The organism is Sinomonas cellulolyticus, assembly GCF_014656475.1.
GTDB classification, from domain to species: domain Bacteria; phylum Actinomycetota; class Actinomycetes; order Actinomycetales; family Micrococcaceae; genus Sinomonas; species Sinomonas cellulolyticus.
On the sequence record NZ_BNCM01000008.1, the window covers coordinates 122840 to 135073 of the forward strand.

10 protein-coding genes are annotated in these 12234 nt (G+C 70.4%); 2 read left to right on the top strand and 8 right to left on the bottom strand.

Going from position 1 to position 12234, the window contains the following annotated elements; all coding sequences use genetic code 11:
* Entirely contained in the window at positions 1 to 1395 is a 1395-nt protein-coding gene (locus IE231_RS11770) for an FAD-dependent oxidoreductase (RefSeq protein ID WP_189694165.1), read from the top strand.
* A 50-nt stretch (positions 1396 to 1445) separates the two neighbouring features.
* On the opposite strand, the gene IE231_RS11775 is transcribed toward IE231_RS11770, so the two are convergent.
* From IE231_RS11775 to IE231_RS11805, 7 genes are all read right to left on the bottom strand, one after another.
* Positions 1446 to 2519: a hypothetical protein gene (locus IE231_RS11775; RefSeq protein ID WP_189694166.1), complete on the bottom strand. Its 1074-nt coding sequence runs from the start codon at positions 2517 to 2519 to the stop codon at positions 1446 to 1448.
* Between the two features lie 401 nt (positions 2520 to 2920).
* Positions 2921 to 4318 (bottom strand): MFS transporter, encoded by a 1398-nt coding sequence (locus tag IE231_RS11780; RefSeq protein ID WP_189694167.1) that lies wholly within the window; start codon positions 4316 to 4318, stop codon positions 2921 to 2923.
* 7 nt (positions 4319 to 4325) lie between these two features.
* Positions 4326 to 5552, bottom strand: a complete 1227-nt coding sequence (locus tag IE231_RS11785; RefSeq protein ID WP_189694168.1) for a cytochrome P450 — start codon at positions 5550 to 5552, stop codon at positions 4326 to 4328.
* A 40-nt stretch (positions 5553 to 5592) separates the two neighbouring features.
* Positions 5593 to 6597, bottom strand: a complete 1005-nt coding sequence (locus IE231_RS11790) for a PDR/VanB family oxidoreductase (RefSeq protein ID WP_189694169.1) — start codon at positions 6595 to 6597, stop codon at positions 5593 to 5595.
* Positions 6598 to 6720: 123 nt separating this feature from the next.
* On the bottom strand, positions 6721 to 7479 hold the full coding sequence (locus IE231_RS11795; RefSeq protein WP_189694170.1) for an IclR family transcriptional regulator: 759 nt from the start codon (positions 7477 to 7479) through the stop codon (positions 6721 to 6723).
* A gap of 88 nt (positions 7480 to 7567) precedes the next feature.
* Positions 7568 to 8491: an MBL fold metallo-hydrolase gene (locus IE231_RS11800; RefSeq protein WP_189694171.1), complete on the bottom strand. Its 924-nt coding sequence runs from the start codon at positions 8489 to 8491 to the stop codon at positions 7568 to 7570.
* 12 nt (positions 8492 to 8503) lie between these two features.
* Complete coding sequence (locus IE231_RS11805; RefSeq protein ID WP_189694172.1) at positions 8504 to 9922, bottom strand: aldehyde dehydrogenase family protein; 1419 nt, start codon at positions 9920 to 9922, stop codon at positions 8504 to 8506.
* A gap of 224 nt (positions 9923 to 10146) precedes the next feature.
* Between IE231_RS11805 and IE231_RS11810 the strand changes: the two genes are divergently transcribed.
* The gene (locus tag IE231_RS11810) at positions 10147 to 10947 is read left to right on the top strand and encodes an SDR family oxidoreductase (protein ID WP_189694173.1); all 801 of its coding nucleotides are present in this window, start codon (positions 10147 to 10149) and stop codon (positions 10945 to 10947) included.
* 105 nt (positions 10948 to 11052) lie between these two features.
* Here IE231_RS11810 and IE231_RS11815 read toward each other — a convergent pair whose 3' ends face one another.
* Complete coding sequence (locus IE231_RS11815; RefSeq protein ID WP_189694174.1) at positions 11053 to 12228, bottom strand: alkaline phosphatase family protein; 1176 nt, start codon at positions 12226 to 12228, stop codon at positions 11053 to 11055.
* Positions 12229 to 12234: the final 6 nt, after the last annotated feature.

The following is a 12234-nucleotide window of genomic DNA, read 5'->3' on the forward strand; positions in this document are numbered from 1 at the left end:
ATGATCCGCACCGACTACCCGGTCGCCGTCATCGGGGCCGGCCCTGTGGGCCTCGCAGCGGCCGCGCACCTGATCGAGCGCGGCCTCGAGCCGCTCGTGCTCGAAGCCGGAGCGGCCGTCGGCTCCTCCATCCGCGCGTGGGGCCACGTGCGCCTCTTCTCGACGTGGCGGTACAACCTCGACCGGGCATCGGTGCGGCTGCTGGAGAGGCACGGCTGGCAGGCCCCGCGGCCCACCGCGCTGCCGTACGGGTCCCAGATCGTCGAGGACTACCTCGAGCCCCTCGCCGCCACGCCGGAGCTCGCCGGCCGGATCCGCACGGGCCACCGCGTCGTTGCGGTGGCCCGCAAGGACCACGACAAGGGGTCGAGCATCGGGCGCGAGGAGGCGCCCTTCCTGCTGCGCGTGCAGGGACCGGACGGGGCCCTCACTGAGATCCTCGCCCGCGCAGTGATCGACGCATCCGGAACATGGGAGGCGCGTGCGCCGCTCGGCTCGTCCGGACTCCCGGCCCTCGGGGAGCCCGAGGCCGCCGCGGCGGGCCTCGTGACGGCACCCCTGGCCGACGTGACGGCGTCCGACGCCGCGTCCGGCGGCTTCGCCGGACGCCGCACCCTCGTGGTGGGCGGCGGCCACTCGGCCGCCAACAGCGTGCTCGCGCTTGCACAGCTCGCCCGCACGAACCCCGGGACCGAGGTGGTCTGGGCCATCCGCGCCGAGGTCCCGGACCGCGCCTACGGCGGCGGCCCCGCCGACGAGCTGCCCGCGCGCGGCCAGCTCGGCACCCGCCTGCACACCATGGTCGACTCCGGGGCCGCCCAGCTCGTCACCGGCTTCCGCACCGCGAGGATCGAGATCCTCGACGGCCAGCGCCTCCGTGTCCATGCCGAGGACGGGCGCACGATCGACGCCGACCGCCTCATCCCCGCCACCGGCTTCCGCCCGGACCTCTCGATCCTCTCCGAGGTGCGCCTGGACCTCGACCCCGCCGTTGACGCCCCCCGGAAGCTCGGCCCGCTCATCGACCCCGACTTCCACTCGTGCGGCACGGTCGCGCCCCACGGAGCGAAGGTCCTCGCCCACCCCGAGAAGGACCTCTACATCGCGGGAATGAAGTCCTACGGCCGCGCTCCGACCTTCCTCATGGCAACCGGCTACGAGCAGGTCCGCTCCATCGCCGCAGAGCTCGCGGGAGACCGCGCGGACGCGGACACGGTCCGGCTCGAGCTGCCCGCCACCGGCGTCTGCTCCGGTGCCGGGTCCGACGGCACCGCCGACGAGGCCCTCCTCGGCGGCTCCTGCTGCGGGACGGCGCCCGCGCCGGTCACGATCGGGTTCCCGACCGGGCTGCGGCACGGCCGCGCGGGAGAAGCGGTCACTGCTGCGCAGACGTGAGCGGACGACGGCGGGGGGCACCCGCCGTCGTCCGCTCAGGCGGTGAGGGGCTACTTCGCCGCCTCGCCGATCTGCTCAGTCCCCGCGTAGTGCTCCTCGTGGGGGACGATGGTGGCGGACTTGTCCTTGTCCGGCAGCACCACGGTCGCGTTCTCGATCCGGAACACCTTGCCGTTCGCGCGGACCAGGAAGTCGCCGGTCACACGGTTCAGGCTCGCCGCGATCGTGAACCAGTACTCCGTGTGCGGAGGCACGTCCGCATTCTCGCTCTGGCTGAACGAGCGGGAGTCCGTCCACGTGTGGTCGTAGTTGACCGAGAGGCTGTTCTCCCAGATTTTCCACAGGGTCAGCTTCGAGGTGAACTTGACGCCCACGGTGTCCGACGTCTCCACGACGTGCTCCGACTTCACCTCCATGGTCAGCCGAGTGTCATAGGGGTTCGCCACCGGGTTGCCGTACGGCTTCGGGGTGTCCGTGATGAACTCGACCGACTTGGGGGTGTAGAAGCAGTTGTTCTCGGCGTCGTCGCCCTTGCACGCGTCGTTCAGGAGGCGTGACTGGGTGTCCTTGTCCGTGATGGTCTGAGCGGCCGTGTGGCCCACGGTGAACACCACGCGCCACGGGTCGGAGTGGTCGATCGAGGTTGTCTCGCACGAGTACGGGCTGAAGTCGATCTGCTTGCCCGTCACGTCGGGGTCGCCCCGGAAGATCGTGCAGGAGGCCTTCGTGTACGGGTAGTAGTAGACCGAGGCGTACATCTTGATCCAGAACTCGGTGGGCTTGCCGTGGTCCCAGATACGGGCCTTCGCCGTGCCGTACGCGCCGTACTCGGTGGACCAGTGCGAGCTGTCCTGCAGGAGGACGAAGTTGGTGCCCCCGCCGTTCGGGATGTCCGCCGGGGCGGTGACATGGTCCGCATGCCAGTCGCTGCCCTCGAAGACCAGGCCCACGCCGTCCTTCGCGTTGATCCGGGCATTGAGGCCCTGATGGTTCTCGTCGCCCTGGACGGCTGCGGCCGCCTGGGACGCCGTGACGCCTTCTGCGGCGTACGCGGGGAGTGCGGCGGGCAGCGCAAGGGCTGCGGTCAGGGCGGCTGCTGCGAGCGAGAGCGAGCGGAACTTCATGCGGGTTCTCCGTATCGGGGGTGATACCGGCGGGATCTCCTTGCCGGTGTATCTACTGTCCCGTTTCGGAGGGGGTCGGAACCATGGACTTGGCTCCCGTCTCTGGGCCGCCTCGACATGGACCTGGGCCCATGGCGCCCGGTCCCCGCTGAAGGGTCACATCCGCGCTGAGGGGTCACATCCCCGCTGAGGGGTCAGGTCCCCGCTGAGGGGTCACATCCCCGCGCGGGCGATGGAACGACCACACCTTCTGGACAAGACCTCGCGCCGTAGACAAAGGTCGTGTCCACAAGGTGTGGTCCTTGCGGGCCGGTGGCCTGCAGGCCGACGACGGCGGGTGGGCACCCGCTGTCGTCCGCTCGCTTCTCAAGCACTTCCGAGGATAGCCCCGGTGCCCTGGCTCAGCCGATCGTCGTCGGGGCGTCCAGGCCGAGGCGACGGCGGTCGCGCTGCTGGTTGACGAACAGGAGGGACAGCACACCGCACGCCAGCAGGAGACCGCCTGCGAGGGAGAAGGAGGCAGCGTAGCCTGCCGCCGGCGACGCGGCACCGCCGATGAGGAACCCGGAGACAGCCGGGGCGAACACGCCTCCCGTGGTGAAGACTGCGTTGGCGATCGAGAGGTTGGCGCCGCGCTGCGCGACCGAGGTCAGCTCGGCGACCACGAGGTAGCTGAGGGCGAAGAGTGCAGGAGCGGTGCCGAAACCGAAGACCATCAGCCCCACTGCGATGACAGGGTCAGGAACGATGGAGGCCGCGAACAGGGCCGCTCCGCCGAACACCGCTCCACCGCCGAGGATCCACGCGCGGGACTTGCGGGTCGCGATGCCGCGGAGGTGGAGCCGCTGGGTGAGTGCACTGAGACCGACGGTGGCGATGGCGCCCCACGCTGCAGGGAGTGCGATGAGGCTTCCGGCCTGCTGCCCCGTGAGGTGGAGGACGGTCTGGAAGTAGGCGGGACCCCAGGACATGGCGAGGGTGAAGGTCCAGTAGCCGAAGAACGAGGTGAGGACTGCGAAGATCCAGCTCGGCGTCAGGATAGTGCGCAGGTAGGGGACACGGGCCTCGATGGCCGGGGTCGGACCGGCCGCCTGACCGCTGCCCGTCCCAGTCGGCGCACCATCGAGCTTCAGCTCAGCGGCACGGCTCGTGTACGGGCCCTCCTTTCCCACCACTGCCCAGTAGCCCGCGAAGAGCAGACCGACGACGGCGAGCAGGGCGAAGGCCATGTGCCAGCCGAAGGAGCCGATCACCCAAGCGAGCACGGGGGCGAAGGCGACGATTCCGAGGGTCACGCCGGAGGAGGCCAGCGCCGCCGGGGTGGCGCCCTTCTTCTCCGGGAACCACTTGTAGACCCCATGCATCATGACGGGGGCGAGTGGCCCCTCGCCCGCGCCGAGGAGCAGGCGGCTCACCCAAAGGGCCGGCAGTGAAGTGAAGACCAGGATGGGCGCCTGGGCGACGGACCAGAGAATGCAGATCACCAGCAGGATCCACCGGCTCTGGACCTTGTTGGCCAACGGCGCGGCAATGAGCTGCGAAACGCCGAAGGTGAAGAACATGGCGCTGCTGACGAGCCCGAACACCTCGGGGGTGATGTGGAGGTCCTTCATGATCGGCACCGCGGCGAGCCCGAGGACCGCCTTGTCCGCCCAGCTGAGCATCATGAGGAAGAGCAGGGAGGCGGTGATGAGCCAGCCGTAGCGCCGGCGCTTCTGGTAGCTCCAGGCGGCTGGGTCGGAGGATCGGGCGGGGAGGGGGGCAGCGGCGGTGCGAGTACGGTTGACGGTCTGGGTCATCTCGGCACTACTCCTTCGTAGAACCGGGCTCCGCCGCGGCGGAGACCTTGAGGGGGACGGAACGGTAGAAATGCAGGGTGTTGTGGAGCTCCTCGACGGGTTCTCCGTCGAGCTCGAGGGTTTCGGCCCGGTCGATGAGGGCCTTGAGGACCAGCTCCATCTCGAGCCGCGCGATGGGCTGCCCCACGCACTGGTGCAGCCCCATGCCGAACGCCACGTGGCCGGCGGCACTGCGGTCGAGATCGAACGTGTCGGCGGTGTCTCCCCAGCGGCGGGGGTCGCGGTTGGCGGCGCCCATGAAGAGGAGGATCTTGGAGTCCGCGGGGATGTGGACCCCGGCCACGTCGGAGGGGACCGTGGCCGTGCGGTGGAACATCTGGAACGGGGATTCGAGACGGAGCGCCTCGTCGACGGCGAACTTCGCAAGGTGCGGCTCCCGGCGCAGGCGCGCCCACTGCTCGGGCTCGCGGGCCAGGCACAGGATCGTGTTGCCGATCGCACCGATCGTCGAGTCAACGCCGGCCGAGAGCAGTGCACGCACGAGGAGCGAGGCCTCCGAGGGCGTGATATTGCCGAGCTCGGCCTGCTCCCAGATCTTCTCGCCGAAGCCGCCGGGCAGGAGGCTCCCGCGGGAGCACGCCCACTCGACCCACGCGGTGACGGGCTCCGCGTTCTCGAAGGCCCGGTGGTAGATCTCGTTGCGGGGACCGAAGGCGTTGAAGGCCATGGCGCCGTAGGGCAGGAGGTTCTCGCGCCCCGAGTCGGGGATCCCTACGGCGTCCGGGAACACGCGCAGCGGGTAGACCTGCGCGAGGTCTGTGACGGCGTCGAACGTGCCGGCCCCGACGAGGCGCGCGACGATCTCCTGGGCGGGCGGCGCGAACGCCGAGGCGAGCTCACGGACCGAGCCCGGGTGGATGACCTTGGACAGGCCGCGGCGCATGGCGGTGTGGGTGGGCGGATCAGATTCGAGGATCCCGGCGGGGCGCCACTCGGCCTCCTTGCGGATGTCGGTGGGGCCCACGCCGCCCGAGGAGCAGTACGTCTCGAAGTCCATGAGGATCTCGCGCACCGGGTCGAAGTGGGTCACGGCGTACACGCCGTAGGCGGGGAGGTAGACCACGGGGCCGGTCTCGCGCATCGTCTCGTGCAGCGCGTAGCGGTCCAGGAGGTTCTCGGGCGAGAAGGGGTCGACGTCGAGGACGGGGGCCTCGCGGTGGGTCATGACAGTCATGGCAGGTCTTTCGGCGATCAGAAGGATGCGGGAGGAGGAATCAGAGGTCGAGGGTGAGCTTGCCGCAGCCTGCGGCGGCGCGGGAGACGCACACGAGCATCGTGGTGCCGGCGGCGCGGTCCTCGGCGCTGAGCACAGCATCGCGGTGGTCCACATCGCCGGCGAGGACCGGGATCTCGCACGTGCCGCACACGCCCTGCCGGCAGGACGAGAGCACGCGCACGCCAGCCGACTCGACGGCCTCGAGCACTGTGCTCTCCGCAGCGACCTCGACCGTACGGCCGGTACGGCGCAGCTCCACGGCGAAGGGGCCGGACGCACCGCCGCCGGTGGGAGAGGCCGCGAAGCGCTCGAGGTGCAGGGCCCCGGCGGGCCAGCCCAGGCAGTAGTCCTCGATCGCCTCCAGCAGTCGCTGCGGGCCGCACGCGTAGACGAGCATGAGTGCCCTCGGGACGCCGAGGAGGGACTCGAGGTCGAGCCTGCCCGTCTCGTCCGAGGGGTAGAGCAGGACCCGGTCGCCGTACTTCTCGCGGAGTTCGAGCGCGAAGGCCATCGTGGACAGCGAGCGCCCGCCGTAGGCGAGCCGCCAGTCCTTCCCTGCGGCCTCTGCTGCCTCGATCATGGGCAGCATCGGGGTGATGCCGATGCCGCCGGCGATGAAGAGGTACTTGCGCGACGGGGCGAGCGCGAAGTTGTTCCGCGGGCCGCCCACGTCGATGGTGTCCCCCTCGGCGAGCGCCTCGTGGACATAGGCGGAGCCGCCGCGGGAGTCCTCGGCGCGCAGCACGGCGACTTGGATCTGGCTCCGGTCCTCGGGTGAGGAGCAGATCGAATACTGGCGCACCTGGCCGGGGACATGGAGGTCGATGTGCGCTCCCGCGTCCCACGCATCGAAGACGCCGCCGTCCGCCGGTCGCAGCGTGAGCCGCACGACGCCGTCGGCCACCTCTTCGCGTCGCGCCACCACCGCGGGGCGCGCCTCGGGGAACGCCATGCCCAGAGTGTCCTCGGCGGGGTCAACGTCGACCTCGAGCTGTGCCGTCATGGGACTGTCCTTCCTTCCGCACCAGTGCCGCGTGATCCGGATCACCGGAGTTGATCTACCAGTGACGATAGGTTGCCGGACGGGCACGGGCACGCGGTGCTTACCGCTGGACGGAAAGGGCGCTCAGGTGCCCTCGGAGAGGGTGCGCGCGATGGCGTTGGCGGCGACTTGAAGGGCCGGAAGCGTGCGGTCGAGGTCGGGCATCGAGCCGACGGAGACGACTCCCAGTGCCCCATGCAGGCGCCCCTCGGACGCGACCGGAACGGCGAGCCCGGACGTCCCGAGGGCGTGCTCCTCGACGGTCGTGGCGTAGCCCCGTTCGCGGACGCGTTCGAGCTCGCGCCGCAGGCGCAGCGGATCGACAATGCTGTGCCGGGTGTCGCGGGAGAGGTCGCCGAAGACTCGCTCGACGACGGAAGGCGGCGCATACGCGAGGAGAACCTTCCCGCCGGCACTGGTATGCAGGGGCAGGCGTTCGCCGACGCGGGCAACGGGCTGCCCCACGGCGGTCCCCGAGATGCGTTCGAGCAGGAGGGCGCGGGATCCCTCGAGGACAAAGAGGTTCACCACGTGGCGGGTAGCGAAGAGGACGTCGTGCATATAAGGCGCGGCCACTTCCCGCAGGCCCTTCTGCACGGGGGCCAGCATGCCGAGCGTCCAGAGCCTGTGCCCGACCTGGTACTGGCCGTCCGGCGTCTTGCTCAGCGCACCCCACTCGACGAGGTCGCCCAGGAGGCGGTGGCACGTGGCCACGGGGGTGCCGGACCGCCGGGCGATCTCGGAGAGGCCCTGGACCGGGTGCGCCTGGTTGAACGTCGCCAGGATATTCAGCGCCCTGGAGGTCACGGACTGTCCCCCGACCTTCGCATGTCCGGCCACCATGCCTCCTCATGCCGCGGGAACGGAACCGAACGCCCCCGCTCTCGTGCGGGGGCGTTCCTCCACGATACGGCGCAGCCCTCAGGGCAGGTCAGGTATGTGCCGGCTGGGCCGAGAGGGCGAAGCGCTGGCCCGGCTTCGCGACGGTGACCTTGCCCGCGAACTCAGCGCGCACGCCGTCGGCCCACTCGTCGTCCGTCGCCACACCGGCAAGGTGGGAGAGCACGACGTGCGGCACGCCGGCCGCCGTCGCAATGCGCCCTACCCCGGGCGGGGTGGTGTGGGAGATCTGCTGGTGGTTGAGGAACTCGGGCGAGAAGTCCCGCTCGGCGAAGAACGAGAGGTTGACGGCCTCGTGCACCAGCAGGTCCGCGCCGCGGGCCAGCCGGGCCACGTTGGAGCATTCGGTGGTGTCCCCCGAGATCACCACAGAGCCGTACCGGGTGTCGAAGCGGAACGCGAACGCCGGGAAGACGGGCGGGTGCTCTACCAGGATGGCGGTGACCGTGACGAGCTCGTCCTCGTAGACCATGAACGGTTCCATGGCAGGGGTATGCGCGGGGCCCCCGGCGGCCGCGTCGGCGGGCAGCGGGATGTCCACGGGGCGCACGATCTTCCTCAGGTCGGGGCGCCCCTCATCCACGATGCGGATGCGGATGTCGTAGTCGTAGGCGGCGAGGATCGAGGACACCATGGCGGACGTGTCCGGGCCGGGGCCGTAGATCGGGACGTCGCGCTCGAAGCCCTGGACCGGTGCTCCCCAGTTCCAGAGGAGATAGGCGGGCAGCTCGCCCACGTGGTCCGAGTGGAGGTGCGTGACGAACGCTGCGCGGAGGTCCTTGCCGTGCAGGCCTGCCGCCTGGGCCTGACGGGTGCAGCCGAGGCCGAAGTCGATGAGGTAGTGCGCGCCGTCGACCACCACCGCCGTCGCGATGCCGGGCGCGCCGCTGCGGATGGCGGGGCCGGCCGCGGTGCCGAGGGTGATGACCTCCAGGCCCGTGGTTGCGTTGTCCATGTGAAGTCCTCCTCAGTTCCCCGCAGTGGCGGCGGCCGACGGCGCGGCTGCCTGGGCGGGCGCGTGGGCGCGGGCGTTGACGGTGCGCAGCTCGAGGTACGGCTCGAGCCCCCACTGCCCGCGTTCGCGGCCGATGCCGGAGGCCTTCCACCCCCCGAAGGGAGCATCGAGCTCGACCACGGTGTGCTGGTTGACCCAGACGGTGCCGGCCTCGATGGTGCCGGCCAGAACCTCGGCGCGTTCGAGGTCCGGGGTCCAGACCGACGCGCCGAGGCCGAACTCCTGGGCATTGAGCTGGGCCACCAGGGAGTCGACGTCCTGGTAGGCGACGACGGGCAGGGCCGCGCCGAACTGCTCGAGGGCGACGAGCGGCGTCGTGAATTCCGCTCCGGTGACCACCGTCGGCTCGAGGAAGTACCCCGGGAGGTCCGTGCCGCGTCCGCCTCCCGTGGCGAGGCGCGCCCCGGCGTCGAGTGCGTCGCGCACGAGACCCTCCACGAGCTCGAGCTGGGAGCGGCTGTGCATGGGGCCCATGGCGGTGCCCTCGGCGATGCCGTGGCCGACGGCGATCCGGGCCGCCTCCGCGACGATCGCCTCGACGAACTCCGCCTCCCGCCCCGCCGGGACGAAGACCCTCTTGACGGCCATGCAGACCTGGCCCGCGTTGCGGAATGCCGAGCCGACGATGCCCGCGGCGGTGAACGCGGCGTCCGCGTCGGGCAGGACGATCGCCGGGTCGTTCCCGCCGAGCTCGAGCGTGACCCGCTTGACCGTGGGCGCCGCCTGCGCGGCGATCGCGGCGCCGACCTCGGTCGAACCGGTGAAGGAGATCTTGCGGACGCGCGGATGCTCGCTCAGGGCGCGGTTCACCTCGCGGCGGCCCGTGAGCCACTGGACCACGCCTGCGGGGACGAACTCAGCGACGGCGTCAACGAGCGCAATGGTTGACAGCGGTGTGGTGGGAGACGGCTTCGCGATGACCGTGCAGCCGGCCGCGAGCGCGGGGGCGAGCTTGACGCTCAGCAGGGAGATCGGGAAGTTCCACGGCGTGATGGCCGCGACGACGCCCACGGGACGGCGCTGGACCCGCAGCGAACGGCCTTGGCGCTCCTGGAGGATCTCCTCCTCGGCCCACTCGAGGTCCGCGTAGTAGTCGAACACGTCCGCAGCGACGAGGACCTCGCCGACGGCCTCGCGCAGGACCTTGCCCTGCTCGAGCGAAAGAGTGCGGCCAATCTTGGGTGCCTTCGCCCGCAGAGCGGCTGCCGCCAGCCGCAGGGCCTCCCGGCGCGCTCCGCGATCGGCAGCCCATCCGGCCCCCGCAGCGACGGAGCGCGCGACGGCGGCATCGACGTCGTGCGCCCCATGCAGCGGCGCGGTGCCGACCAGCTCCAGTGTTGCCGGGTCGTGGACCTCGTAGGTCGCAGTCATGAGCTTTCCTTCCGCGAAAACCTGCGCGGTGGCACTGAGGGCCATCCGCCGCTTCCTGATTCCCAGCGTCATGGCGGCGGGGCTGCACGACAATCGCGGCGCTCCGTCCAGTGGAAAACTGCGATTGCCCGCCGGCCCCGGCGCGGAGACAGTGGTGGCAGAGACCACAGCTCGGCGAAGACCCATGTGCGGCACCGCCGCACGATGATCCCCAGGAGGCACCCATGGACCACGAGCTCACCGGCAGGACCGTCGTCGTCACCGGATCGGCATCGGGAATCGGCGCGGCCACCGCCGAGACCCTTCGGGCCCTCGGCGCGCGGGTGATCGGCGTCGACCGCAACGTGCCCGAGGGCGATCCCGATACCGTGCGCGCCGACCTCTCCACGCCCGAGGGCGCCGCGCTGGCCGCCGAGTCCGTGCTTGCGCTCGCGCCGCGCATCGACGGGATCGCGAACATCGCCGGCGTCCCCGGCACCGCGCCGTGGCAGACCGTCCTCGCGGTCAATGTCCTGGGGCTGCGCGCCTTCACGGCAGCGCTGATGCCCGCCGTGAGCGAGAACGGGTTCGTCACGAACCTTGCCTCCAATGTGGCCGACGGCTGGGCCGAGCGCACCTCGTCCATTCAGGCATTCCTCGGACACGCGGACGCTGCGGAAGCCCTCGCCTCCGCCTCCGGCGACCCGGAGGTGACCGGCAACTCGTACCGCTTCTCGAAGGAGTGCGTCCGCGTCCTGACGCAGACCATGGCCGCTGAGGCCCTCTCCCGGCACGTGCGGGTGAACTCTGTCAGCCCGGGTCCGGTCAACACGCCGATCCTCGATGACTTCAAGCGGGACCACGGAACGGCGAAGGTCGAGGGAGCCATGAACCTGACGGGCGGCGCAGCCACACCCCAGTCCATCGCGGATGTCGTGGCCTTCCTCGCCACGGATGCAGCCCGCTGGGTGAACGGCAGCGACATCCGGGTCGACGGCGGGCTCGGGGCCTACCGCCTCCAGCAGGCGATTGCTGTGCACGCCTGAGAACCCCGGGAACGAGCGACGGCCCGCCCCCGGCGTGGGGGCGGGCCGTCGTCATCCGCTGCTCGCGGAGTTGCACTCAGCCGGTGGGCCGGGAGAGGCACCCGGTCACGGGCGGAAGAGCTCCTCCAGGCTTCCCGAGGTGGTCGGCGAGCAGGTGTTGGCGAGGCAGCCGAGGTGCCACATCTGCTCGATCGTGGAGAGCATCGTGTAGTGGTCGGCGAGCTTGCCGCTGGTCTTGTGCGGGCCCTGGGCCGAGTTGATCACGATGAAGGGGGCGTCTCCGCCGCCGAGAACGGTGCCGTTGGCACCCACCGGGCTGCCGGGGCCGCCCGAGTAGCCGGAGTAGTCGTTCTCGTCCCACGCGAGCACGATGCTCGAGTTGGTGGTCTTCCACGTGGTCGAGTCCATGATCTCGTTGACCTGCTGCTTCACGTAGTCATCGCCGAGCTTGATCGCACCGTGGTCGAGACCCGAGTCGGGGTAGCCGCAGGACGGCATGCCGACCAGCGCGGCGCTCGACGGGGAGATGCCGTGCATGTCGTGGCACTGGTCGGGGCTGATCCAGACGAAGTTCGGCACGGTGTTGTCCGCGAGGTCCTTCGACAGGTTGTTCTCGAGTGGAACGATCTTGGACGTCCGCGCCGGGTTGTCCGCGATGTCCGAGAAGTACATGAACGGGTTGTGCTTCTGGGCGTAGAGCTTGACGGTCGTGCCGTTGACCACAGGGGCATACTCGACGTTCGAGCCCGCAGACGGCATCGACTGCATGTACGCCTTCCACGTCTTCCCGTTGGACTCGAGCTGGTCCACGATGTTCTTGCCCGAGAACATGTGCGGCGTGGCCGAGGCGCTGGCGATCTGGGCGGGCGTGAGCGCGGCGGTGTCGGTGGCGTCGCCCGAGCCGGGGACGAACTCCTCCGGGGCGCACTTGACTGTGATGCCGGCCTTGCAGTCGTCCCAGATGCCCTGGAAGTCCCCGGAAATGGCGGCGAGGTAGTTGGTCAGGCTGGGGTGCGTCACGCCGTGGTAGTTGGTGGCCTCGTTGTACTTCTGCGCGAGCGACGTGATGAACGGCGCGTCTGCGGTGTTGCCGACGATCTGGTCGCGGCCGTGGTTCTCCATCATGATGACGAACACGTGGTCCGGACCGCTCTGGGCGTGCGCGCCGGCAGCTCCAGCAGAGGCGGCTGTGGCGGCGACGGCGGCGGTGCCGGTCAGCGTGACGGCGGCGGCAACCGCCACCACCGCCCCGGCGGCGCGGCTCTTGAGCACCTTGAGCATGGGGAT

Excerpts from the sequence above, each read along its gene's own strand:
- IE231_RS11775 (WP_189694166.1), bottom strand. The coding sequence starts at position 2,519 with ATGAAGTTCCGCTCGCTCTCGCTCGCAGCAGCCGCCCTGACCGCAGCC.
- IE231_RS11785 (WP_189694168.1), bottom strand. The coding sequence starts at position 5,552 with ATGACTGTCATGACCCACCGCGAGGCCCCCGTCCTCGACGTCGACCCC.
- IE231_RS11815 (WP_189694174.1), bottom strand. The coding sequence starts at position 12,228 with ATGCTCAAGGTGCTCAAGAGCCGCGCCGCCGGGGCGGTGGTGGCGGTT.
- IE231_RS11790 (WP_189694169.1), bottom strand. The coding sequence starts at position 6,597 with ATGACGGCACAGCTCGAGGTCGACGTTGACCCCGCCGAGGACACTCTG.
- IE231_RS11780 (WP_189694167.1), bottom strand. The coding sequence starts at position 4,318 with ATGACCCAGACCGTCAACCGTACTCGCACCGCCGCTGCCCCCCTCCCC.
- IE231_RS11810 (WP_189694173.1), top strand. The coding sequence starts at position 10,147 with ATGGACCACGAGCTCACCGGCAGGACCGTCGTCGTCACCGGATCGGCA.
- IE231_RS11805 (WP_189694172.1), bottom strand. The coding sequence starts at position 9,922 with ATGACTGCGACCTACGAGGTCCACGACCCGGCAACACTGGAGCTGGTC.
- IE231_RS11795 (WP_189694170.1), bottom strand. The coding sequence starts at position 7,479 with ATGGTGGCCGGACATGCGAAGGTCGGGGGACAGTCCGTGACCTCCAGG.
- IE231_RS11800 (WP_189694171.1), bottom strand. The coding sequence starts at position 8,491 with ATGGACAACGCAACCACGGGCCTGGAGGTCATCACCCTCGGCACCGCG.
- IE231_RS11770 (WP_189694165.1), top strand. The coding sequence starts at position 1 with ATGATCCGCACCGACTACCCGGTCGCCGTCATCGGGGCCGGCCCTGTG.